Source organism: Microbacterium sp. M4A5_1d (genome assembly GCF_053345465.1).
In genome coordinates this window covers 252,500-275,874 of record NZ_JBKFAD010000002.1, presented here as the reverse complement: position 1 = coordinate 275,874, position 23,375 = coordinate 252,500, and the positions used below count along the sequence as shown (strand labels likewise).

Genomic DNA, 23,375 nt, shown 5'->3' with positions numbered 1-23,375 from the left:
CCATCCATTCGTCATTCTCAAGGAGAGAACAATCATGAACACCATCGTCTCGCGTGCCATCTGGGGCACGCTCGTCGCCGGGGGGATCACGATCCTCGGCGCATCGGTCGCCCACGCGGCCGACACCACGGGAGAGGACGGGCTGCTCTCGGGCACCCAAGGAATCGTCTCCGTCGACGCCCCGATCACGGTCAGCGGAACATCGGTCGCCGTCCTCGGTGATGCGGACAGCTCGACGTCAGGCTCGAGTGCACCGGAATCGGCACCGGCGCCCAGCGGCTCGACGAGCGGCTCGGACGGCGTCGGCTCGGGGTCGCAGGCGCTCATCAGCGTTTCCGTGCCCGTGACGGTCGAGGGCACCTCCGTCGCCGTCGTCGGCGACGGCACGTCGTCGACGGACAGCGGCAGCGCACCCGCCGAGTCGGCTCCCGCTCCGGCGCAGCCCGCTCCCGCACCCGCTGCCGAAACGGACGGGTCGGATGGCGTCGCCTCCGGCACCCAGGTCGTGGCCCCGGTGACGGCACCGATCGAGGTCAGCGGCACCGCCGTCTCGGTCATCGGAGACGCCACCAGCGACACCACCACCGGCAGCAACGGCGGCACGACGGGCACCGCGCCCGAGGCAACCACCGACGGCACCGACGGCATCCTCGGCGGCACCCAGGTCGTGGCCCCGGTGACGGCACCGATCGAGGTCAGCGGCACCGCCGTCTCCGTCATCGGAGACGCCACCAGCGACACCACCACCAGCGGCAACGGCGCTGGCAACGGCGGTTCGACGGCTGACGCGTCGACCGGCGGCTCGGACAGCGTCCTCGGCGGCACCCAGGTGCTCGCACCGGTCACGGCACCGATCGACCTCACCGGCACCGCCATCTCCGTCATCGGAGACGCCACCACCGACACCACCACCGGCAACAACACCGCTGGCAACGGCGGCGGCACCACGGGCACCACGCCCGAGGCAACCACCGACGGCACCGACGGCATCCTCGGCGGCACCCAGGTCGTCGCACCCGTGACGGCACCGATCGACCTCACCGGCACCGCCATCTCCGTCATCGGAGACGCCACCACCGACACCACCACCGGCAGCAACACCGCTGGCAACGGCGGCGGCACCACGGGCACCACGCCCGAGGCCACCACCGACGGCACCGACGGAATCCTCGGCGGCACCCAGGTCGTCGCACCCGTGACGGCACCGATCGACCTGACCGGCACCGCCATCTCCGTCATCGGAGACGCCACCACCGGCAGCAACGGCGGCACGACGGGCACCGCGCCCAGCGCGTCGACCAGCGGCTCGGACAGCATCCTCGGCGGCACCCAGCTGGTGCTCCCGATCACTGCCCCGATCTCGCTGACCGGAAACGCGATCTCGGTGATCGGCGACTCGACCACCGAGGTCGTCACCCCGGCCGGCCCGGGAACCGACCCCGGCACCGACCCCGGCACTGACCCGGGCACCGACCCCGGCACGGACCCCGGAACCGACCCCGGCACGGACCCCGGAACCGACCCGGGAACCGACCCCGGAACCGACCCCGGCACCACGCCCGGCACGGATGGCAACGGCGAAGCCCCCGCGGTTCCGACCACGTCGAGCATGACGGACACCGCTGTGGTCGGCACGTCGGCTTCGGCAGCGTCGGCTCGCCCGCTGATGCTCGCCAAGACGGGCGGTGAGACCCCGGTGGCTCTCGGCATCGGCGCCCTGGCGCTGACGCTGATGGGGCTCGTCCTCGTCGCTCTGCGCCGTCGCGCCACGGTCTGATCCCGACAGGAGTCAGTCTCGGACAAAGCGGATGCCGCGGGCCCTCGGCCTGCGGCATCCGCTCCGGCCTGCCCGCGGGGCACCTCGCCGACGCGCACGCCACCGCACCGGGATGCAAGGGATCTGCACCGACACCCCGGGGCTCGGCATCCGCTCGCGGGGTGTCGGCCCGGAAACCTTGCATCCCGGCCCGCGGCACGCGCCCGAAAACGACGGATGCCGCGAACCCGAAGGTCCGCGGCATCCGTACGGTGCGCCAGGGATTACTTGGCGGCGACCACCTGCAGGGTGATCACGGCGGTGAGGTCGTCACGCAGGCGAATGGTCGCCTCGTGCTCGCCCACGGCCTTGATCGGCGAGGTGATGTGGATCTTGCGCTTGTCGAGGTCGCCCAGACCAGCGGTCTTGACGGCGTCAGCCACGTCGGCGGGCTTGACCGCACCGAACAGACGGCCTTCGGCGCCGGCCTTGACCGACAGCTTGACCTTGTTCGACTCGAGGTTGTTCTTGAGAGCCACGGCCTCTTCGTGGTCGTGGATCGCGCGGGCGTCGCGAGCGGCGCGAATCGACGCCACCTGCTTCTCGCCACCGCGGGTCCAGGCCACAGCGAAGCCCTGGGGGATGAGGTAGTTGCGGGCGTACCCGTTCTTGACCTCGATGACGTCACCGGCGCTTCCGAGCCCGGCGACCTCGTTCGTGAGAATCAGCTTTGCCATGTCGGTGCTCCTTACCGGCCAGCGCCGGCGTAAGGCAGGAGCGCCATTTCGCGCGCGTTCTTGATCGCCTTGGCGATCAGACGCTGCTCCTGCACCGAGACACCGGTGATACGACGGGCGCGGATCTTCCCACGCTCCGAGATGAACTTGCGGAGCGTCGAAACGTCCTTGTAGTCGATGACGCCGACGCGGATCGCCTTCGCGGGGGCCGCGTTCTTCGCGCCCTTCCGCGGCTTGCGGCGGTCGCCGGTTGCCTTTCCAGCCATTGTTTTTCCTTACGAGAGTGATGATCGGATGCCGCTGCACGCAGCACCCGGAATCCGATTCAGAACGGGGTGTCGTCGCCGTAGGAGGCGCCGCTGGTACCCGGTGCGCTCCACGCGTCGGGAGCCGAAGAACCCGGGGTCGCCCACGGCTCCTCCTGCACCTGCTGCTGCGGGCGCGACTGCTGACCGCCGCCGAAGCTTCCGCCGCCACCACCACCGGAGCCGGATGCGGCGCGCGTGACCTGTGCGGTCGCGTAGCGCAGCGAGGGGCCGATCTCGTCGACCTCCAGCTCGATCGCGGTGCGGTTCTGGCCCTCACGGTCCTGGTAGGAGCGCTGACGCAGGCGGCCGGTCGCGACGACCCGCATGCCCTTGGTCAGCGAACCCGCCACGTGCTCGGCGAAGTCACGCCACACGGACGCGCGGAGGAACAGCGCTTCGCCGTCCTTCCACTCGTTCGCCTGACGGTCGAAGGTGCGAGGAGTCGAGGCGATCGTGAAGTTCGCCACCGGCAGGCCGTTCTGCGTGTAACGCAGCTCGGGGTCTGCCGTGAGGTTGCCCACGACGGTGATGACGGTCTCGCCGGCCATGAGCCTTACGCCTTCGCAGCCTTAGCGGGGGCGGCAGCCTTGCGAGCGGCCTTCGCCTCGGAGCGCGCCTTCTCGGCGGCGACCTGTGCGATGGCCTCCTCGGCGCGCAGGACCTTGGTGCGCATGATCGACTCGCTCAGCTTCAGCTGGCGGTCGAGCTCCTGCGTGGTCTCGCTCGTCGCGGTGAAGTTGACGACGGCGTAGATGCCCTCGTTCTTCTTCTGGATCTCGTACGCCAGGCGGCGACGGCCCCAGATGTCGATGTTCTCGATGGTTCCGCCGTCATTCGTGATGACCTTGAGGAACTTGTCAAGGTTGGGAGCAACCTGACGCTCATCGATCTCGGGCTGGAGAATCACCATGAGCTCGTACTGGTACGTGTGCGTCACTGACCCACCTCCTTCGGACTAGAACGGCTCCCGGGCGTTTCCCGGAAGCAGGAGGGTGTGTAGCACGTGCCCGACCGAGGTCGGACAACCACAACAGCTTACCTGATCGCGCGTGATCCCGCCGACCGGTCACCGGTAGCGTGGGCGCATGGAGTGGACCGCGGACGTCTCGACCGGCGAATGGCTGCGCGAACGCGTCGACGATCCGTGGCGGGGGACGTTCCACGACGTCGTGCCGCGGGGCTTCGAGGCGTACGCGCGCATCCTGCATCCGGCATCCGTCCAGTCACGCGAGAGCGGCGAACGCCTCCCCCCGTTCGACGCGTGGGTCGAGATGCCGTGGCAGCAGTCGCAGCAGGTGACGGCAGACCTCGTCACCGATCCCGCCACGTGGGCCGAGACCGCCGCCGCCTTCGGGACGACGCTGCATCCGCTGGCGCAGTGGGACTCGCTCGTGCGCTCGCCCGAGTTCGGCTCGAACCAGACGGCGTCCCCCGACGGCCGTTGGTTCGTCGCGCCCGCGCAGGGCGAGCTCGACCCGCACCGTATGGCGATTCTCGCGCGCGAGCTGATCGGGCACACGTCGACAGCGGATGACGTGACCGCGGGCCTCTGGGAAGGCCGGGGCGGCCTGCTCGGGCACCTCGGACGCGCGCCGTCGCGCACGGTCTTCCAGCCCGGCGACCCCGACGACGCGACCCTCGCCCGCCACAACCGCATGCTCGGGTCGTCGATCGGCGACCGCTTCAACAGCGTCTTCCGCAAGCCCACCTGGCAGGAGGGCATCCTGTCGCGCGGGATTTCGGAAGGACCACGGCTGAGGCTGCCGGAGCGGGCTTTCGTCCTGTTCCGCGGCGCTGTCGACGAGTTCGCCGACGACGACTGGGAGCTGCGGATGCCGTGGCGCGACCTCGCCGCCGAGGCGATGGGAGCCGTGCCGACGTCGCAGAGCCCGAGCCTGCTCTGGCCCGCGGACCGCGCCTGGGTCATGGTCTCGGAAGTCGACTTCGACTCGACGATCGTCGGCGGCTCGCGGGAGCTCGTGAACGCGATCTGCCGGTCCCCTGAGCTCGAAGCCCTGCCCCTTCCGGCCGACGCATCCCTGTCCTGGGGCGCAGACGAGGTCAATCGATGAGCGTTCCGTTCGATCCCCGACCCCTCCTCGAGCCGGTGTCGCCCGCCACCGCGCGCGCGTTCCGCAAGCAGCTCGCCGACAGCGGCCGGCTCCCCGGCGGGTCGGGCACCGCCGGTGTGATCATCGCCATCGTCGTCATCGTCTTCGTGGTGCTCGTGTTCGGCGGCGTCCTGTCCGCCATCATCGGCGGCCTGGTGTTCGCCGTCGGGACGCAGTCGGGTTCCGGTGCGGTGGTCTCGCTGGCGCCCGTCATCCCCCTCGTCATCATCATCGCCCTCGCGGCGCTCATCCCGTTCTTCGTCCGCCGGCAGCGCGCTGCGCAAGCCGCGGTCTGGTACCGGCTCGACCGGTTCGCGCGGGCCAACGGCATGAGCTTCGAGCCGCAGCGACCCCAGCCCCCGCTGCCGGGGATGATCTTCTCGCAGGGGTCGGGGCGGATGGCATCCAATCTCGTCCGCGGCGACCAGCCGCGCTTCGTCGAGTTCGCGAACTACCGTTACACGACCGGGTCGGGCAAGAATCAGCAGACGCACACGTGGGGCTACGTCGCGGTGCACCTGTCGACGCCGCTGCCGCACATCGTGCTCGACGCCCTCGGCAACAACGGACTGTTCGGCTCGAACCTCCCCGTCGCGTTCGACCGCGACCAGCACCTGAGCCTCGAGGGCGACTTCGACCGGTACTTCCGCCTCTACTGCCCGCGCGGATACGAGCGCGACGCACTGTACCTCTTCACGCCCGACATCATGGCGCGCTTCGTCGACAACGCCGCGGCACTGGATGTCGAGATCGTCGACGACTGGCTCTTCTTCTACGGAAAGCGCGACTTCTCGACGCTCGACCCCGCGACCTGGTCGTGGCTGTTCGGTGCGGTCGGCGCCATGATCGACAAGTTCGCGCAATGGGAGCGCTGGCGCGACGACCGGCTCGCGCCGCCCGCGGCGTCCGGTGTGGGGGCGGTGCCGGCCGTACCGGCGCAACCCGGTCCCGCGGGGCCGGCTACGGCGGGACCGGGTGCGGCCGCCGGCGCCGCATCCGCACTGCCCGTCACGCCGCCGCCGGGACTGCTGCGCCCGCCGCCCGGTGTCGCCGCGCCCGGCCAGCGCTTGAAGAAGAGCGTCCCGTGGATGGCGGTGGTCGTGGTGTTGCTGATCGTCACGGTCGGCGCCATCGGTCCGGTCATCGCCTTCATCGGCGGACTCTTCGCCGCCATGCGCTGACCGGCCGGCGTGACGCGAACAGGCTGAGCACAGGGTGGCCGTTTTGTTCACGACGAGGCTGCCCGGCCGGCCCTACGGTGAGGCCCATGACACTCGCACTCGGATTCATCGGAATCGTGACCAAGGACATGGCGGCGTCCCTGGCCTTCTATCGAGCCCTCGGCGTTCACATCGATGCGGGCCAGGACGACCGCCCTCACGTCGACGCCACGCTCGACGACGGAACGGCGCTGGCGTGGGACACCATCGACACGATCCGCTCGTTCGATCCGGCCTACACGCCCGCGTCGGGCGGTCACCGCATCGCGCTCGCCTTCGATAAGGGCACGCCAGCCGAGGTCGACGCAGCGTACGCGACGATGATCACCTCTGGATTCGCTGGGCACGTGGCGCCGTGGGATGCCGTCTGGGGCCAGCGCTACGCGACCCTGCTCGATCCCGACGGAAACTCCGTCGACCTCTACGCCGTGCTGAGCGCGAACTGAGCGGGGCTGCGACCGACCAGGCGCTGGAACTCGCGTGAGAGGTGCGGCTGGTCGGCGAAGCCGGCCGCGGCGGCAGCATCCGCGATCGATGAGCCGGACCGCAGCATCCGTTGTGCGCGGCGGGCCCGCTCGAGGCGCACCAGGGTGCCGTAGCCGTAGCCGAAAGTCGCAAGCATCCGCCGGCGGAACGTGCGTTCCGACATCCCGAGCGACGCGGCGGCATCCCGGGCCGGGACGGCATGGAAGGCGAAGCGGCGAGCGCCGTCGATCCAGGGCGCGATCTCGTCGCCGAGAGCGGCGATCCGCGAGACCGCGTCCTGTCGCCTCAACCGACTCGCCGCTCGCAGCATCGTCTCGCGCAGATGGCGCGCCTGCCCCGCGGTGGCGAGATCTTGGAGCGGGACGAGCTGATCTGCGACCGTGGCGACGTCGATCCGCAGCACACCGGCGGCGTGGCCCGGCGCCAGCCGGAGACCAGTCGACCCATCCGCGCCGTCGGGCGCGGTCTCGAGCCAGCGTGTCGAGGGTCCCGCGACGTCGACCCGGCCGTCGCGGAGGATGAGGTCGACGCATCCGTCCGCGGGGATGACGGCATGCCCGGCGCTGTGGTCCGAACGCCACAGCGTCGCCGCGCCCGACAACCGCACCTCCGAGTACATGGGCTCAGTCTCGCGCCTCGAGTCGCTCGAAGTCCCACTTCAGCCGGGAATCCGCCCTGGATACCCGGCCGAACTGGGACCTCGGCTCAGCCGCGCACCCTCAACCGCGCGTGACCGGGCTGATCACCAGCTCGTCGATGCGCACGTGCGGGGGCGCATCGACCACGAAGCGCACCGTGCGGCCGATGTCGTCGGGAGTCAGCATCCGCTTGCGGGCTTCGTCGTCGGGCACCTCGGGACGCAGGCTCAGGAACTCCGTGTCGACGTCGCCCGGGCACAGGTGGCACACCCGGATGCCGGCGGCGGACTCCTGCGCGTTCAGGGTCTCGCAGACAGCCGCGAGCGCGCGCTTGCTGGCGCTGTACGCGACACCGGCGACGGGCGAGAAGCGCCAGGCCGCGATCGACGACACCACGACCACACAGGCCGAGCCGGAGGCACGGAGCGCCGGCAAAGCTGCGTCGAGCACGTGGATGACCCCGTGGAGGTTCGTACCGATGACCTGGTCGACCTCGTCGACCGACTGCGTCGCCCACGTCCGCCGTGGCGAGTTCAGGCCCGCGGCAAGGACGAGCTCGTCGATACGCCCCCAGCGGCCGAGGAGTTCGTCGCGCGCCGTGCTCACCGCACCTGCGTCACGGGCGTCGAACGGCAGCACGAGGGCCTCTCCGCCCGCGTCCGCCACATCGCGCGCCGTCTGCGCGAGCACGTCCTGACGCCGTCCGCTGAGCGCGAGACGCCGGTCGGGGGCCAGGGCCAGCGCGGCAGCCCGGCCCATTCCGCTGCCGGCGCCGGTGATCCACGTGACGCGTGCCTCGGCCGCGGTCATTCTCGGCCGGCCATCTCGTACGCCCGCTGCGGGAACTGGGTCGCGAACTTGCCGCCGCTCACATCGAGCAACGTGCCCGTGACGTAGCGCGAGGCATCGCTCGCGAGGAGGCAGACAGCGTCCGCCACTTCGCGCGGGTCACCCCACCGCCGTAGCGTGAGCGTGTCGAGCAGGCGACGCTGCTCATCGTGCGGCTTGTCGGCGAAGCCGTTCATGTCGGTGGGGATCATCCCCGGAGCGTACGCGTTCGCGGTGATCCCCCAGGGACCCAGTTCTCCCGCGAGTGTTCTGGTGAACTGGACGACAGCGGCCTTGGACGCCGCATAGGCCGCACCGCCGACGCTGGGGATGATGGCCGCGAACGAGGCCGCGTTGACGATGCGGCCTCCACCCTGCCGCTTCATCGCGGGGATGACCGCCTGGCAGGTGCGGAAGGTGCCGGTGACGTTGACGTCGAAGACGCGATTCCAGGTCTCGGCATCGGCGTTCTCGATGAGACCGTCGCCCAGGATGCCGGCGTTGTTGACCAGCACGTCGATGCGTCCGAACCGGCTCAGCGCGGCATCCACGGCCTGCTGCACCGAAGCGGACGAACGCACGTCGCACGCCAGCGAGGCGCCGTCGAGTTCCGCGTCGCGGCGTGCGTCGTCGGCCCAAGCCACCGCATCTTCGGCGATGTCCGTCGCGACGACGATGGCGCGCTCTCGCATGAACGTCTCGGCGATGGCGCGGCCGATGCCGCGGCCCGCTCCGGTGACGACGACGACCTTGCCGTCGAGATCCCACTGCATCGTGCTCTCCTCCGATCGGAGCCGCACCTACGCGGCCCTCCTCGATGATGTCGCAGCGCGGCGGCGTTCGGCAGCGACGAGCGACACGACGACGAGCCCGGGCGCGATCACGATGAGCGGCGGCAGCATCCACACGACGGTCGCGCTCACCCCGAGCCCGACCAGCACCAGCGACGTTCCGATCGGGTCGTCGATCACGACCGCGCGTCCCTCTCGCCAGAGGTCGATCCACCGTGCGCCCGGCGTCCAGAGCGCCGCGGTCCGCAGCATCGCGACGGCCACGACCACCGCCAGGCCGCCGCTGATGATCGCGAAGACCGCCCCGCCGGGAAGCACCCCCTGGGCCGCCCCGATCGCGTTCAGGACGAGGAGCGCGATGACCACGACGCTGGCCGTGCCGAACCACCAGCCCGAACGCACCGCCTGGAGCCCCCGGGTGGCGAGAAGACCGATCGAGTCGGGCTCGTCGTCGAGGTGCGCGCGGAAGTGCCGCACCCCCGCACCGAACGCCGGGGCGAGTGTCACGAGCGGCAGCGAAAGCAGAGCGACCCCGATGCCGACCACGAACATCTCGCCGAACCCGGCGACGCCCGAGCCGCCGAAGACCGCGCGGCTCTCGGGCGATCCGTCCGCCTTGCGCGCCGAGGTCATCCCTTGAGCCCCTCCGTCGCGACGCCCGCCACCAGGTATCGCTGGAAGGCGAGGAAGAAGAGGACCACCGGCACCAGGGCGAGGATCGCCATGGCCATCTGCGCGCCGTAGTCGCTGGTCGACGTCTGGTCGACGTAGAGGCGCAGAGCCAGCGGCATCGTGTACATGCCCGGATCCTTCAGGTACAGCAGCGGCCCGAAGAAGTCGTTCCACGACCAGATGAACGCGAAGATCGAGCTCGTGACGAGCGCGGGTCGCATGAGGGGCAGGATGACGGCGGTGAAGGTGCGCGCATGGCCGGCGCCGTCAATGCGCGCGGCCTCGTCCAGATCGCGGGGCAGACCGCGGATGAACTGGATCATGAGGAACACGAAGAAGGCGTCGGCCGCGAGGAACTTCCCCAGCAGCAGCGGCCAGTAGGTGTTGATCATGTCGAGCTGGTTGAACACGATGTACTGCGGAATGATCACGACGTGGAACGGCAGGAGCATCGTCGCGATCATGCACAGGAAGAACACCTTGCTGCCGCGGAAACGGATGCGGGCGAACGCGTACGCCGTGACTGAACAGGAGAGCACCACCCCGACGACCGAGGCGACCGCGAGGATGAGCGAGTTCACGACGAACGTCCAGAACGAGACTCCCCCGATCCCGGCGAACGCCGTGGCGTAGTTGTCGAGCGAGAAGGTCTCCGGCACGAGACTCACCGAGCCGATGATCTCGTTGCCCGGCTTGAACGACGACATCACCATCCACGCCGCCGGGTAGAGGATGACGACGAGCACGGCGATCGCGAGCAGGTGGAAGACCACCGCGCTCCCCCGCGTGCCCCAACGCCGCCCTCCCGCGTCGCCGCGACCGCGTCGCCGCGACGACGGGTCGGTCGTGATGAGCTCCGTCTGAGTGATCGTGTTGGTCATCGTTCGTCCCCCGCATAGTGAACCCACGCCCGCGATGTGCGGAACAGCATGAGCGTGACCAAGCCGACGGCGACCACCAGCACCCAGGCCATCGCCGAGGCGTAACCCATCTGGAAGTCACGGAATCCGCGCAGATAGAGGTAGAGCGTGTAGAAAAGCGTCGAACCTGCGGGTCCGCCGCTGCCGTTGGAGATGATGTAGGCCGAGTTGAACACCTGAAAGGCGTGGATCGTCTCGAGCAGCAGGTTGAAGAACAGCACCGGCGACAGCATCGGGATCGTGATCGAGAGGAACCGTCGCACCGGACCCGCGCCGTCGACGGATGCCGCCTCGTACAGCTCCGGCGGCACCTGCTTCAGTCCCGCGAGGAAGATCACCATCGGTGCTCCGAACTGCCACACGGTCAACAGGATGAGCAGCGGCAGCGTGCGCGCCGGGTCTCCCACCCATCCGCCCTCCGAGGCCGGCGGCCCCCCGAAGAACGAGCCGATCTGCGCGACGATGCCGTCGTCGATGAACATCGCCTTCCACACGATCGCGATCGAGACGCTGCCGCCGATCAACGAGGGCAGGTAGAACGCGGACCGGTAGAACCCTTGGCCCCGCCGTGGCGCGTTCAGCAGCAACGCGACCCCGAGCGCCGCAGCGAGCTTCAACGGCGTTCCGACCAGGACATAGATGCCGGTGACTTTGACCGCCTGCAGGAAGTTGGGGTCGGCGAACATGCGCGTGTAGTTGTCCACGCCGATGAACTCGGGATCGTTGAACAGGTTGTAGTCGGTGAACGACAGCACCAGCGAAGCGACCATCGGACCTGCGGTCAGGGCGAAGAACCCGATGAGCCACGGGCTCAGGAAGAGGTAGCCGGCACGCGTCTCGCGCCGGGCCCGCACGGTCGAGCGCGCACGAACCGGGACGACGGCTGCAGGAGCAGTCATGGGATGTTCCTTTCTCCTGCGGTCCGGCGGCTCGGCCGTGCGGCAGGGTCGTGCGGAGCGATCAGGAGCCCAGCACCAGGGAGATCTCGGAGAACAACTCCTGAGCGAACTGCTTCGTCGTCAGATCGCCGTACCGCAGCTGCTCGTGCAGCTCGCCCCATTTGGCCTCGATGGTGCCGTAGCCCGCGGGCAGGATCGGGTAGCTCGCGGTCAGCTCATCGTCGATGGACGCGAGGTAGTCGAGGTTGACGGTGTCGGCTGCGGTCTGATCGATCGCTTCGCGTCCGGCCTCCGTGGGCGGGGTGCCGAGCGAGGTGCCGAAGATCTTCGCGACCTCGGGCGAGGTGGTGAGGAAGTTCACGAAGGCGGCAGCGGCCTGCTGCTGGTCGGAGTTCTTCGCCACGCTCAGGAGCATGCTCGGCTTGGGTGCGAGCACGTGCTCGTCCTGGCCCTTCTCGAGCGGCGGCTGCACCATGCCGATGTTCTCGGTGCCGGCATCCGTCATGCCCTGCAGCACCGTCGTCGAGAAGTTGAACCAGATCGCCGTCTCACCGGCGAGGAAGCCCCCGCTGGGCGAAAGGGCGACGCTGCGCTCGACAGGGTAGAAGTCGCCGTCCTCGCGGAGATCGGCGGCACCGTCGAGGTACTCGATCACATCGTTCTCGTCGAACGCGGGCGCACCGTTCTCCTCGAAGACCGGACTGCCGTCCTGCATGAGGTGGTAGATGAAGTTCGGAAGGCCGCCCGTGTAGTCCTCCGCCCCGTAGATCCGGGGTTCGGATGACGCCCCGGCCGCGTTGACCTCGAGGACGAAGTCGTTGAACTCGTCCCAGGTCATGTCGTCGGTCGGATAGTCGATACCGAACGAGTCGAGGATGTCCTTGTTGTACATCATCGACCAGGCGTTCGTGCCCAGCGGAACGCCAACGAGCTCGTCATCGACCGTTCCAGATCCGAGCACCTGGTCGTCGACGCCGTCGAGCGGCAGCAGTGAGTCGCGGTAGGGCGAGAGATCGGCGAGCAGACCCTTGCTGGCGTATTCGCCGAGGTAGCCGGCATCCATCATCACCACGTCGGGAAGCGACTTCCCCGCCGCTTCGGTGTTGCGGGCGGTCCAGTAGTCGCCCCAGGCGTTGAAATTCCGCACCACCTCGACGTTCGGGTACTGCTGATTGAAGAGCGCCACGACCTCTTCGAAGCGAGCGGCGCGGTCTTCGTTTCCCCACCACGAGAAGCTGATCTTGGCCGATGTGTCCTCGTCGAACGTGATCTCCTCGGGAGCGGCATCGGATCCTCCTCCAGCGCCGCAACCCGCGAGCAGAAGTGCTGCGGCTCCGACGAGGGCGAGCGATGCGGGCAGTCTCTTCATCATGGTTTCTCCTCATTGAGCGGGCATGAGCCCGGGGTGTCGGTGTCGATGGCGGTGGCGGTGGCCGGCCGAGAACCGGCGGAGGTTCAGTCGGTGCCGGTTCCTCGGACGAGAGACCGGATGGTCTCGATGGGCAGCTTGGGTTCCCGGCCTTCGGTGAGCAGGCCGTTCCGCTCCTGCATGGTGTCGGTGAGCTGCGTCCAGCACCAGCCGGCGAGCCCGTCGGGTCGCCCGCGGAAGCCTCTCGTGCCCGACTGCACGGCCCGGAGGATCGCCGCGACCATCCGGCCGTACTCCTCGGCGCCGCGCGCCTCGGAGTAGCCCCAGGAGTCGTCGGGGCTCGCATCGGCCGCCCACTTCACGCCGCCGAACTCGGTGAGCATGACCGGCTGTCCGTCGTCCGCCGTTCCGGGCAGACGCACGCGGCGACCGGCGGGGCCGATTCCGGAGACGAGCGTGCGCAGCTCGACCGCGTCGACGTCGTAGCGCCGGGCGAGGACATCGCCGTCGGCCTCGTAGTCGTGCAGGGTCCACAGGTCGGAGGTGCCGAGCTCCCATCCGTCGTTGGAGATGACCGGCCGGGTGGGGTCGAGGGCTTTGGTCAGGTGGAACAGCGCTTCCGCGAAGGCCCGCTGATCCGAGCGCGAGGCGATGTGCTGCACGCCCCAGCTCTCGTTGAGCGGCACCCACGTGATGATGCTGGGATGCGCCCGGTCGCGAAGCACGGCTTCGGTCCACTCCGCGGCCGTGCGCTGCACGGCTCGCTCGTCGAAGGTGTACGTCGCGGCCATCTCGCCCCACACCAGGAGCCCGAGCCGATCCGCCCAATACAGGAACCGGTCGTCCTCGACTTTCTGGTGCACGCGCACCGAGTTGAAGCCGAGTTCGGCGATCAATTCGGCCTCGCGTCGCAGCGCGTCGGGCGAGGGGGCCGCGAGGTGGGACTCGGGCCAGTACCCCTGGCTGAGAACCGACCGCAGCGTCACCGGCCGGTCGTTGAGCAGCAGCGCGCCGTCGCTCCATGAGACGCTGCGCAGACCGAGGTAGCTCGCAACGGCATCCGTTCGGCCATCGTCATCCGTCAGTTCGATCCAGGCGTCGAGCAGCGTGGGCCGGTCGGGGCTCCAGAGCAGACGTTCGTAGTTCTGACCGTTTCGCTGCCCGTCCAGGGCGATCGTCAACGTCGCTCGCGTGCCGCTCGTGCGCATCGTCGCAGCGGCGAGCTCCCGCCCCTCGTGCGCGATCCGGATGCTCGCGCGTGCGCGGCCGGGCCGGCTCAGTCGGAGCTCGAGGGTCACCGTGCCGTCGGTGAGGTCGCTGGTCCAGTTGAGCGCGGTGATGTGCTGCGGCGCGATGGACTCGAGCCACACCGACTGCCAGATCCCCGTCGTGCGGTGGTACCAGATCGAGTGGGGCTGTTCCTCCCAGTCCTGCTTCCCCCGAGGCTGCGCGAGGTCGTGCGGGTCGTCCTCGGCGCGCACGACGATGACATGCTCGCGAGCTTCACCGTCGAGCGCGTCGGTGATGTCGACGGCGAACGGGGTGTGGCCGCCCTCGTGGCTGCCGACCATATGCCCGTCCACCCAGACGGTGGCCCGGTAGTCGACGGCACCGAAGCGCACGATCGCGCGCTTCTCCGACCCATGTCCGGCGGCGGCGAGATCCGCGTCGGTCAGCGTCCGGCGGTACCAGACGATCGGGTGGAACCCCGTCTCGCCGATGCCCGAGGCCGGCGACTCCGGCGGGAACGGCACGAGGATGCTGCCGCCCAGCTCGCGACCGTCGAACCACCGTGCGGCGACACCGCGATCGTCGTCGTCGTAGGCGAACCCCCATTCGCCGTCGAGGAGAAGGAACGAGTCCCGCACGAGCTGCGGGCGCGGCCGCGCCGGTTCCAGCGCGCTAGCACGCATCGCGTCGGGCTCTCGACCGGCATCCTGCTCCACTGCAATGGCTCCCTCTGTCGGCTTCGATGCCGACCTCGTCGTCTGTCCCGCCCGCAGGCGAACATGGAAACCGCTTTCCGTTCCACGTTGAACTACACGATAGTTCCACGCTGAACTAGAGTCAACATCGAACCCCGAGACCCGCTCGACAGGAGCCCCATGACCCGCGTCACACTCGCCGACGTCGCCGCCCGCGTCGGCGTGAGCGCGAAATCCGTCTCCAACGTCGTGAACGGGACGGGATGGGTCGGAGACGAGATGCGGCGACGCATTCTCGAGGCGATCGATGAGCTGGGGTACCGGCCCAATCTCGCTGCGCGACAGCTGCGCAACGGTCGCAGCGGACTGATCGCGCTCGTGCTCCCCGACCTGCGCGAGCCCTACTTCGCCGAATTCGCCTCGCAGTTCGTCACCAGCGCGCAGACCCGCTCGCTGACCGTTCTCATTGCGCAGACGGGCGGCGCCCGTCCGGCGGAACTGGCGATGATGGCCGGCGAGGGCTTCCCCGCGCTCGACGGGATCGTGATGAGCCCGCTCGCCCTTACTCTCGACGACGTACGGGACCGGCCGAACGGCCCCCCGCTCGTGCTGATCGGCGAGCAGGCCGAAGAGCTCCTCACTCCGTCCGTGCACCACGTCGGGATCGACAACATCTCAGCGGCTGCGGCCGCCACCACGCATCTCATCCAGCAGGGTCGGCGGCGCATCGCTGCGGTGGGGGTTCAGGAATCCGGGCCTACCGCCACCTCGCGACTGCGGTTCGACGGATACCGGCGAGCGCTAGCCGCGGCCGGGATCGCCGACGACCCCGCGCTCTACGCCTCGGTCGACCAGTTCAACCGCGCCGAAGGATCGACCGCCGTCGCGCGTCTCATCGCGAGCGGAACCGACTTCGATGCCCTGTTCTGCTTCAGCGACAGCCTCGCCCTCGGCGCGCTGTACACCCTCGGCACGCACGGCATCTCCGTGCCGGACCGCGTGCAGGTCATGGGCTTCGACGACATCGAAGAGGGACGCTTCCACATCCCCGCGTTCTCGACCGTCGACCACGGTGTCGAGAAGGCGGCGGCGTCGATCCTCGACATCCTGAGCGACGCGACGAGGCAGACCGGCGTGCACCACCAGGTGCCGTACCGCCTCATCACCCGCTGATCCCCCACCGAGGTCCCACTTCGGCCGGGAATCCCGGCTCGATAACCGGCCCAACCAGGACCTCGCATGCGACGGATGCAGCGGGCCCCGCGAATGCCGGGGGTCAGGGCGCGGCGGCGAGGATGCGCTCGGCGGCCTTGACCATCGCGATGTCGATGAAGGTGCCGTCATCGAGCACGAACGCGCCCGTCCCGTCCGCCGCCGCGGTGCGCACCCGCTCGACGATGCGCTGCGCTCGCTCGACCTCTTCCGGGCCGGGGGTGAAGGCCCGCCGGATCACCTCGATCTGCCGCGGATGAATGGCGGTGCGGCCTGCGTAGCCGAGCGCGCGCCCGGCCCGGCAGCTCTGCTCCAGGCCCTCGAGGTCGGCGACATCGGCCCAGACCGCCATGAGCGGAAGGGGCAGCCCGGCCGCAGCCGCCGCGTTCACGAGCCGCGCGCGCGACCATGCGAGCCCGGGTTCCCCGGCACGCCCCGCGGGCACGCCGATCTCCGCGCGCAGGTCGGCCTCGCCCACCGCGATCGACGCGACCCCGGCCTGCGCGATCTCGAACGCGCGCTCGATCGCCAGCGCCGACTCGAGCAGGGCATGCACCTCGCGCCCGGGCGCGGCGGCGCGGACCGCCGCGACGTCATCCGCCGACTGGGTCTTGGGCAGCCGGATGCCGAAGGCCGCGGGCAGATCCGCGACAGCGGCGACATCCTCGTCGTGCGCGTCCGCCCCGCGCGCGTTCACCCGGACCTGCACCGCCGGTGCGGCAGCCCCTCGCGACGCCCGAACCGCGGCGAACTCGGCGAGCGCCGCCCGCGCCTGCGCCTTGCGCGAGAGTGCCACGGCGTCCTCGAGGTCGACGATGACGGCATCCGCTCCCGCATCCAGCGCCTTCTCGAAGCGCTCGGGGCGGTCGGCGGGCGCGTACAGCGCGACCAGGATCGGGCGGGTCATGCGATCGATCCCTCCGCACGCATGCGCGCGATGTCGTCGTCGGCGTAACCGAGAGAGGCCAGCACCTCTGCGGTGTCGGCGCCGTGAGCCCGCCCGGTGAAGGCGATCGTCGACTCGTCGCGCGACATCCGGAACAGCGGTCCCTGCATCGCCATCTCGCCGAGATCGGGGTCGTGGATGCGGTGGACCGTGCCCAGCGCCTGGAACTGCGGGTCCGCGACGATGTCAGAGGGGTCGTACACCGGGGCGACCGCGGCCTGCGCGGCTTCGAACGCCTCGATCACCTCATCGCGCGTGCGCTGCGCGATCCAGCTGCCGACGGCCTCGTCGAGCTCATCGGCGTGCTGCGCCCGGCTCGATCCGCTCGCGAACCACGGCTCGGCCGCGAGGTCGGGGCGGCCGACGAGGGCCATCACCCGCTCGGCGATCGACTGAGCGCTCGTCGACACGGCGACCCACGAACCGTCGGCCGTGCGATAGGTGTTGCGCGGCGCGTTGTTCGCCGACCGATTGCCGGTGCGGGGCTGCACGGTCGCAAGCTGATCCCAGCGCGTGATCTGCGGGCCGAGCATCGCGAGGATCGGCTCGATGATCGCCACATCAACCACCTGCCCGCGCCCGTCCCGCTCGCGGGCATGCAGCGCAGTCATGATCGCGTAGGCGGTGGCGAGCGAGGCGATGCCGTCGGCGAGGCCGAACGGGGGAAGGGTCGGCGGACCGTCGGGCTCGCCCGTCGCGGCAGCGAAACCGCTCATCGCCTCGGCGAGCGTGCCGAAGCCGGGGCGACTGCGGTACGGACCGATCTGACCGAATCCGGTCACGCGGGCGAGAACGAGACCGGGGTTCTCCGCAGACAGCTCGTCGTACCCGAGTCCCCAGCGCTCGAGGGTTCCGGGGCGGAAGTTCTCGACGACGACATCGGCGGTGCGGGCGAGGCGCAGGAACGCCTCGCGCCCGTCGGCGGTGTGCAAGTCGATCGCCACGGTCCGCTTGTTTCGGCCGAGCGTCTTCCACCACAGGTTCTGCCCGTCCTTGCTCGGACCGTGGCCGCGCGCGGGGTCGGGCCGGGTCGGGTGCTCGACCTTGACGACCTCGGCCCCCATGTCGCCGAGGTGCATCGCGGCCATGGGACCGGCGAACAGCGTCGAGGCGTCGATGACGCGCAGTCCGTCGAGCGGGGTCACGAGGGCTCCTCCCAGCAGACGCGGAATCCGATCGAGGGCGACGCGTCCTGTCCGAGCCCCGGCAGCAGCAGTTTGGCCGCGAACTCCGGCGACCGCACACCGCCGTCGAAGTACCAGTCCGACCCCTCGCTGCGGTGGGCGCTGCCGCCCTTCAGCATCACGAACCGGGTGCGGCCGTCGGAGTGCTCCGACTCCGTCCAGTTCCACACCTCCGGCGCGCGTCGACGGAACGACGGAAGGGATGCCGCGAGCTGCCACTCGTCCTCGGTGGGGAGCCGCCCGCCCACCCATGCGGCGTACTCCCGAGCCCGCGCGAAGGTCACATCGGTCGCCGGGCGCTCGGGGTCACGGGCATCCGCGTCTTCACCGATCGCGTCGAGGAACCGCGCGTATTCGGCCTCGGTCACCTCGGCAGCGCCGACGCGCACGGGGTGCCGCACCTCGACGACGCGTTCGAGTGTGCGCTGGTCGTGCAGGCGAGGCGGCAGCGGCTTCCACTCGTCGACGTAGGGTGCGCCCTCGTACATCCCGGTCTCGCGGGCGCGGAAGCGCACGGTCAGCGCATATGTGCCGGGCGCCACCGCGACGGTCGGTTCCTCCTCATCCGCCGCAGCGTCTCGCACGGGCCCGGTCCATGCCGGAGCGGTGAGGCGCCGCGCTCGGCGGTGCGGGAACGACACGTCCGCCACCGGCGGCTCATCGCGCAGCGCGGCTTTCACCTCGGCGACGACCGGCGGCACAGGGGTACCCGCGGCATCCGCGGTGAGCCGCACGACGGCGGCGACCCCACCGGCCGGCACCGTCACCGACGACACCTCATCGCCGGGCTCATGCAGCGGAACGTATCGACCGCCGGACTCGAGCTCGAACTGGACATCGGACCCCGACGTGTTGACGAGGCACAGCAGGGTCACGCCGTCGAGTTCGAACGCCGACCCGAAGACCGGTGCGTCGTGCACGGCGAGAGGCGTCCACTCCCCCTCGACCAGCCAGCGGTGCATGCCGCGCTGCACGGGCAGCATCCGCCGCAGGGTCGCGGCGTCGCGGTCGTTCCAGCCGACCCAGACGCCGAAGACGACCTCCCACACCATCACCCCGACGCCGTTGAGCCATGCCGAGCGCAGCTCTTCTGCGTGGTCGCGGTGCCACCGGCGGATGTGGTGCTGCATGTGTCGGCGCTCGAACCACCGGGCGCGCAGCACGCCGGGCACCTCCGAGTCGGCGAACCACTGGGCCCACGACAGGGTGTGGTCGGCGATGCGCTCGGTCGCGAGCTTCGACTCGCCCTCGAGTCCGATGCCCGGGCGTGCGGCATCCAGGGCCGCGACGAGATCGGGATCGGCCTTCCGCAGCGTGTCGAGGAAGACGCCGTCTGCCCCGAGACGCCGAACCGTGGCGGCCAGCTCGGCGGCGTCGTCTCCCGAGCGTCGCGTGCCGACATCCCACGGGTTGTAGTCGACGAACACGGCGACACCGGCGGCGCGCAGAGCCTCGGCGGCTTCGACGAGCCCCGGAACCGCGTAGAAGTCCCACTGGTTGCGGCCGTCGATGCCGATGACGGGGTAGGCGTGCCACAGCACGATCCCGTCGAGACCGCCGAACCGGCGCTGCGCGTCGGCGAGGAAGCGTTCCGGCGTGAAGCGCTGCTCGTCGAAGTCGAAGAACAGCTCGTCCCAGAGCCATACCTGGGCGACGGTGAAGCACCGGCTCGCCCACGCGGACTCGGCCTGTTCGTAGCGGGTCGGCGCGCCGTGCCGTTCGCGAGCGCCTTCGCGCCACACCGTCAGCTGGGCACGCCACGCACCGAGGTCGGCCGGATCCGTCGGCGCGACGAAGATCTTCGCGTCATCGAGCACCGTCGCGGCGTCGCCCGAGCGCACGTCGGCGTCGAGCGGCACCGGCGTCGGGCGATCGATCTCGCGCGGGACCAGGGGATCGAATCCATCGCTCACGGTCGGTTCTCCTTCCGGAAGGCGGCGACCTCATCGCTCGTGGGCACCGCGTCCTGCGCACCGGGGCGCGTGACGGCAAGAGCGGATGCCGCAGCACCGGCGCGCGCGGCATCCGCGAGCAGATCGAGACCGACGGCGTCGGGGCGGCGTCCGGAGGCGGCGAGCGCCGCGGCCAGCACACCGCAGAAGGTATCGCCGGCGCCCGTCGTGTCGACCGGCGTCACGACATGGGCGGGCACCTCGGTGCGCTCGTCACCGCAGACGACCAGGCATCCGCGAGAACCGAGTGTGACGACGAGTCCGCGCACCGTACGGGCGAGCTCGGCGACGGCCTCGTCGAGGGCTTCGACGCCCGCCGCTTCGAGTGCCTCGTGCTCGTTCACGATCAGCACGTCGGTCGCCGCGAGCAGCGCGTCGCGGGCGGAGGCGAAGGGTGCGGACGGCGCCGCGTTCAGCACGTGCCACGCGCCCTCACCCCGGGCCGCGGCGGCGTCGCGCACCAGGGCCACGGGGATCTCGAGCTGCGTGAGCAGAACCGACGCCGATGCGACCACCGCCCGCTGCGCGTCGGTGAGGGAGTCGCGCGCGGCATTGGCCCCGGCGGCGACGACGATCGCGTTCTCACCCGACGCGTCGACCGAGATGAGCGCTGTTCCGGTCACCTCGTCGACCTGCACCACACCCGAGACGTCGATGCCGTCGGCCTCGAGCGCCGCGCGCAGCGCCGCGCCCGCGGCATCCGTTCCCACCGCGCCCACGAAGGCGACCTCCGCTCCCCCGGCACGCCGGGCGGCAACGGCCTGATTCGCCCCCTTCCCCCCGCCGGTGCGGACGAGCGACGACGCGAGCAGCGTCTCGCCGGGAGCGGGGATGCGGGCGACCCGGGCGACGACGTCCTGGTTGATGCTGCCGACGACGACGACGCTCACGAGCTTCCCTCCGCGAGGGCGATCGTCCGCTCGGCGAGCTCGCGGATCGACCGCTGCGGACCGCCGGGCATCGAGGTCGCGATGCGGTCGTTCAGGGGCGCGGTCCACGCGGGCCCGATGCCGTCGGCACCGACGAGGCCGCCGACCACCGAGCCGACCGTGGCACCGACCGAGTCGGTGTCCCAGCCACCGGCGACGGCGAGCGCGACGGCGGCGCCGAAGTCGCGACCGTGGGCCTGCAGCGCGCACGCGGTGAGCGCGGCGTTGTTCAGCGTGTGCACCCAGTGCATCCCGGCGAACTCAGCGTGCAGGGCGTCGAGCGCACCCGCCGTCGTGAGCTCGCCCGCGGCAAGCGCCCGACCGGTCTCACGGCCGAACCGCACGGCCGCGGCCAGGCGGGATGCGGGCGGCACGACGGTGTCGGCGGCATCCAGCACGGCATCCATCGAGTCGGCGACGAGGGATGCCGCGCAGAGGGCGGCCGCCCACATGGCGCCGTACAGGCCGTTGCGGGTGTGGCTGAGCCGCGCGTCGATCCACGCCGAGTGCGCCGCGGCCCGGACATCGCCGGGGTTCGCCCACCCGTGCACGTCGGCGCGGATGAGGGCACCGATCCACTCGCGGAACGGGTTGCGGTGGGTCGCGGTCTCGGGCACCGGCCGCGCGTCGAGGATGTTGCGGTACGCGGCGCGTTCCGCGGTGAACACCCGACCCGCCGGCAGGGCCGCGAGCCAGGCCTCGGCGACGTGGTCGGTCGTCAGCTCGAAGCCGTGCTGTTCGAGCAGATCGAGGGCGAGGATCGGGAAGTTCAGGTCGTCGTCCTCCGGCATCCCGGCGATGTTCTCCACGAGCGAGGTCGGCGCGGAGCGGCGGTTCCACGGCCAGCGCTCGGCCACGTCCGTGGGCAGACCGCGCGCGGTGAAGTAGCCGCGGATCGGCCAGTTTCCGGTGGCGCGGGCGATCTGCTCGATGCCTTCGCGCGGGATCTTCTCGACCGGCTTGCCGAGCAGGCACCCGGCCGACCGCCCCAGCCACGCGCCGTGCACGCGGTCGAAAGCTGCGTCGCCGACGCTCGGCTCGGGCTGCGCGGGAAGCAGCGCCGCGATCGCATCCCACTCGTCGGGCTCGTCCGCGCTCGGGCGCTGCAGCCCCTGCAGCTCATCGAGCACGCGACGCGCCTCCGCGCGCAGTTCGGGCGAAGCCGGCGTCGCGCTGGCCCCGGAAGGCGCCAGGACCGTCGCTCCGCCTGCCTGCGTCCACACCCGTTCGATCGCCGACAGTTCGTCGTCGGGCGCCCCCTGCTCGCGCAGGGCGACGAGCTCGGCGGGGACGAGGTCTTCGGGCTGAGCCCAGGTCAGTCTCACGCCCCGGCCCCCACCGACAGCAGCGACGACAGCGATTCCGCGCGGGCGGCGGCGCGCTCGGCATCGGCGCGGGCGACGTCGCGCACGACCTCGACCATCGTCGTGACGACGCCATCGAGGTCGAGGCGGCTCGCGGTCACGACCTCGTGGAGCCACTCCTCGGGAACGGCGGCGCTGCCGCGGAGGCCACCGCAGATCGCGCCGGCCATCGTGGCGATCGAGTCGGCGTCGCGGCCGTAGTTCACCGCATCCAGGACGGCAGCACGCAGGTCGCCGCCGTGAGCGACGACGAAGCCGAGCGCGACGGGAAGCTCTTCGATGGCCTTCGTCCGCGAGGGAAGACGCGCGTCCATGGCCGGCGACCGGTATGCCTCGCCCACGGTGTCGAAGGGCCGCACCGCTTCGCGGACGACGCGACCGAGCTCGCGCGGATCGTCCGACCCGCCAGCGGCACGGAAGGCATCGACGGCCTCGAACACGGCGCGGATGGCGGCGGCGGTGCCGTCGTGCGCGACATCCAGCACCGCCCGTCGAACGTCGTCGACCGTCGCTCCGGGAGTGGCGGATGCCGCGACCGCGGCGGCGAACACGCCGGCGGCCTCGCGACCGTACGACCACTGGTGGGCGCCGGCGATGTCGATTGCTTCGGCGTAGGCGCCGCGCGGGTCGCCGATGTGCACGAGGCCGACGGGCGCCATGTACATCGTCGCGCCGCAGTTGACGACGTTTCCGACGCCCGCCTCACGGGGGTCGGCGTGGCCGTAGTGCAGCTTCATGACGAGCCACTTCTCGGCGAGGAAGACGCGCTGCAGGATGAGCGCTTCGTCTTCGAGCTCGGGGATCCAACGGCGCTCGCCCATCATGAGCGGCACGAGGTCGCTCGCGACGTCGTAGGCGTCGAGGTGCCGACGCTGCTTGGCGTACACCTCGATGAGCGCGTGGGTCATGAGGGTGTCGTCCGTGACGTGCCCGTCGCCCTTGTGGTACGGCGCGATGGGGCGAGCCGTGCGCCAGTCGGGCAGGAAGGGACCGACGATCCCGTCGACACGTCCGCCGTGGCGCTCCTCGATCTGCTCGGGGGTCCAGCCCTCCGTCGCACCGCCGAGCGCATCGCCCACGGCGGCTCCCGCCAGTACTGCTGCCACCCGATCGTGCAACACGTCCATT

General features: G+C 70.5%; 23 protein-coding genes. 5 read left to right on the top strand and 18 right to left on the bottom strand.

The genetic code is table 11. The features are described from left to right. Positions 1-34 precede the first annotated feature (34 nt). The gene (locus tag ACLBWJ_RS09485) at positions 35-1,777 is read left to right on the top strand and encodes a chaplin family protein (RefSeq protein WP_274179156.1); all 1,743 of its coding nucleotides are present in this window, start codon (positions 35-37) and stop codon (positions 1,775-1,777) included. Between the two features lie 263 nt (positions 1,778-2,040). Here the strand turns inward: ACLBWJ_RS09485 and rplI are convergent, their stop codons facing one another. From rplI to rpsF, 4 genes are read right to left on the bottom strand one after another with little or no spacing between them, the layout of a single operon-like run. Then, positions 2,041-2,493 carry a 50S ribosomal protein L9 gene (gene rplI / locus ACLBWJ_RS09480; protein ID WP_023953547.1) on the bottom strand — a complete coding sequence of 151 codons (453 nt, stop codon included), beginning with the start codon at positions 2,491-2,493 and terminating at the stop codon, positions 2,041-2,043. Between the two features lie 11 nt (positions 2,494-2,504). After that, positions 2,505-2,759, bottom strand: a complete 255-nt coding sequence (rpsR, locus tag ACLBWJ_RS09475; RefSeq protein ID WP_023953545.1) for a 30S ribosomal protein S18 — start codon at positions 2,757-2,759, stop codon at positions 2,505-2,507. 59 nt (positions 2,760-2,818) lie between these two features. Continuing rightward, on the bottom strand, positions 2,819-3,349 hold the full coding sequence (locus ACLBWJ_RS09470) for a single-stranded DNA-binding protein (RefSeq protein ID WP_023953543.1): 531 nt from the start codon (positions 3,347-3,349) through the stop codon (positions 2,819-2,821). Positions 3,350-3,354: 5 nt separating this feature from the next. Continuing rightward, on the bottom strand, positions 3,355-3,711 hold the full coding sequence (gene rpsF / locus ACLBWJ_RS09465) for a 30S ribosomal protein S6 (RefSeq protein WP_036305492.1): 357 nt from the start codon (positions 3,709-3,711) through the stop codon (positions 3,355-3,357). A 175-nt stretch (positions 3,712-3,886) separates the two neighbouring features. Between rpsF and ACLBWJ_RS09460 the strand changes: the two genes are divergently transcribed. From ACLBWJ_RS09460 to ACLBWJ_RS09450, 3 genes are all read left to right on the top strand, one after another. Beyond that, on the top strand, positions 3,887-4,873 hold the full coding sequence (locus ACLBWJ_RS09460) for a hypothetical protein (RefSeq protein ID WP_447660192.1): 987 nt from the start codon (positions 3,887-3,889) through the stop codon (positions 4,871-4,873). Continuing rightward, the gene (locus ACLBWJ_RS09455) at positions 4,870-6,093 is read left to right on the top strand and encodes a hypothetical protein (protein WP_447660191.1); all 1,224 of its coding nucleotides are present in this window, start codon (positions 4,870-4,872) and stop codon (positions 6,091-6,093) included. Before ACLBWJ_RS09460 ends, ACLBWJ_RS09455 begins: the two co-directional genes overlap by 4 nt. Positions 6,094-6,179: 86 nt before the next feature. After that, positions 6,180-6,578: a VOC family protein gene (locus tag ACLBWJ_RS09450; protein ID WP_274179153.1), complete on the top strand. Its 399-nt coding sequence runs from the start codon at positions 6,180-6,182 to the stop codon at positions 6,576-6,578. Here ACLBWJ_RS09450 and ACLBWJ_RS09445 read toward each other — a convergent pair. From ACLBWJ_RS09445 to ACLBWJ_RS09410, 8 genes are all read right to left on the bottom strand, one after another. After that, entirely contained in the window at positions 6,554-7,237 is a 684-nt protein-coding gene (locus ACLBWJ_RS09445; RefSeq protein ID WP_447660190.1) for a helix-turn-helix domain-containing protein, read from the bottom strand. The genes ACLBWJ_RS09450 and ACLBWJ_RS09445 overlap by 25 nt on opposite strands. Positions 7,238-7,337: 100 nt before the next feature. Then, a complete protein-coding gene (locus ACLBWJ_RS09440) occupies positions 7,338-8,066 on the bottom strand; it encodes an SDR family oxidoreductase (RefSeq protein ID WP_447660189.1) in 729 nt (242 codons plus the stop codon). Next, positions 8,063-8,857 carry an SDR family NAD(P)-dependent oxidoreductase gene (locus ACLBWJ_RS09435; protein WP_447660188.1) on the bottom strand — a complete coding sequence of 265 codons (795 nt, stop codon included), beginning with the start codon at positions 8,855-8,857 and terminating at the stop codon, positions 8,063-8,065. Before ACLBWJ_RS09435 ends, ACLBWJ_RS09440 begins: the two co-directional genes overlap by 4 nt. Positions 8,858-8,884: 27 nt before the next feature. Then, positions 8,885-9,508 (bottom strand): hypothetical protein, encoded by a 624-nt coding sequence (locus tag ACLBWJ_RS09430; protein WP_274179149.1) that lies wholly within the window; start codon positions 9,506-9,508, stop codon positions 8,885-8,887. Continuing rightward, the gene (locus tag ACLBWJ_RS09425) at positions 9,505-10,428 is read right to left on the bottom strand and encodes a carbohydrate ABC transporter permease (protein ID WP_274179148.1); all 924 of its coding nucleotides are present in this window, start codon (positions 10,426-10,428) and stop codon (positions 9,505-9,507) included. Before ACLBWJ_RS09425 ends, ACLBWJ_RS09430 begins: the two co-directional genes overlap by 4 nt. Continuing rightward, on the bottom strand, positions 10,425-11,366 hold the full coding sequence (locus ACLBWJ_RS09420) for a carbohydrate ABC transporter permease (protein ID WP_274179147.1): 942 nt from the start codon (positions 11,364-11,366) through the stop codon (positions 10,425-10,427). Before ACLBWJ_RS09420 ends, ACLBWJ_RS09425 begins: the two co-directional genes overlap by 4 nt. A gap of 61 nt (positions 11,367-11,427) precedes the next feature. Continuing rightward, complete coding sequence (locus ACLBWJ_RS09415; protein ID WP_274179146.1) at positions 11,428-12,738, bottom strand: ABC transporter substrate-binding protein; 1,311 nt, start codon at positions 12,736-12,738, stop codon at positions 11,428-11,430. A gap of 83 nt (positions 12,739-12,821) precedes the next feature. Continuing rightward, positions 12,822-14,648, bottom strand: coding sequence for a glycoside hydrolase family 2 protein (locus tag ACLBWJ_RS09410; RefSeq protein ID WP_274179145.1), 1,827 nt, complete (start codon positions 14,646-14,648; stop codon positions 12,822-12,824). Between the two features lie 192 nt (positions 14,649-14,840). Between ACLBWJ_RS09410 and ACLBWJ_RS09405 the strand changes: the two genes are divergently transcribed. Further along, the gene (locus ACLBWJ_RS09405; RefSeq protein ID WP_274179144.1) at positions 14,841-15,833 is read left to right on the top strand and encodes a LacI family DNA-binding transcriptional regulator; all 993 of its coding nucleotides are present in this window, start codon (positions 14,841-14,843) and stop codon (positions 15,831-15,833) included. A gap of 103 nt (positions 15,834-15,936) precedes the next feature. On the opposite strand, the gene ACLBWJ_RS09400 is transcribed toward ACLBWJ_RS09405, so the two are convergent. Genes ACLBWJ_RS09400 through ACLBWJ_RS09375 form a run of 6 tightly spaced genes read right to left on the bottom strand, consistent with a single transcriptional unit; the run spans position 15,937 to position 23,353 of the window. Then, positions 15,937-16,779 (bottom strand): HpcH/HpaI aldolase/citrate lyase family protein, encoded by an 843-nt coding sequence (locus ACLBWJ_RS09400; RefSeq protein WP_274179143.1) that lies wholly within the window; start codon positions 16,777-16,779, stop codon positions 15,937-15,939. Then, positions 16,776-17,963 (bottom strand): CaiB/BaiF CoA transferase family protein, encoded by a 1,188-nt coding sequence (locus ACLBWJ_RS09395; RefSeq protein ID WP_274179142.1) that lies wholly within the window; start codon positions 17,961-17,963, stop codon positions 16,776-16,778. Before ACLBWJ_RS09395 ends, ACLBWJ_RS09400 begins: the two co-directional genes overlap by 4 nt. Then, complete coding sequence (locus ACLBWJ_RS09390) at positions 17,960-19,915, bottom strand: SUMF1/EgtB/PvdO family nonheme iron enzyme (RefSeq protein ID WP_274179141.1); 1,956 nt, start codon at positions 19,913-19,915, stop codon at positions 17,960-17,962. Before ACLBWJ_RS09390 ends, ACLBWJ_RS09395 begins: the two co-directional genes overlap by 4 nt. Then, entirely contained in the window at positions 19,912-20,844 is a 933-nt protein-coding gene (locus tag ACLBWJ_RS09385; RefSeq protein WP_269268391.1) for a ribokinase, read from the bottom strand. The genes ACLBWJ_RS09390 and ACLBWJ_RS09385 overlap by 4 nt, the downstream gene beginning before the upstream one ends. Further along, the gene (locus ACLBWJ_RS09380; protein ID WP_274179140.1) at positions 20,841-22,208 is read right to left on the bottom strand and encodes an ADP-ribosylglycohydrolase family protein; all 1,368 of its coding nucleotides are present in this window, start codon (positions 22,206-22,208) and stop codon (positions 20,841-20,843) included. The genes ACLBWJ_RS09385 and ACLBWJ_RS09380 overlap by 4 nt, the downstream gene beginning before the upstream one ends. Beyond that, positions 22,205-23,353 carry an ADP-ribosylglycohydrolase family protein gene (locus ACLBWJ_RS09375; protein ID WP_274179139.1) on the bottom strand — a complete coding sequence of 383 codons (1,149 nt, stop codon included), beginning with the start codon at positions 23,351-23,353 and terminating at the stop codon, positions 22,205-22,207. The genes ACLBWJ_RS09380 and ACLBWJ_RS09375 overlap by 4 nt, the downstream gene beginning before the upstream one ends. Positions 23,354-23,375: the final 22 nt, after the last annotated feature.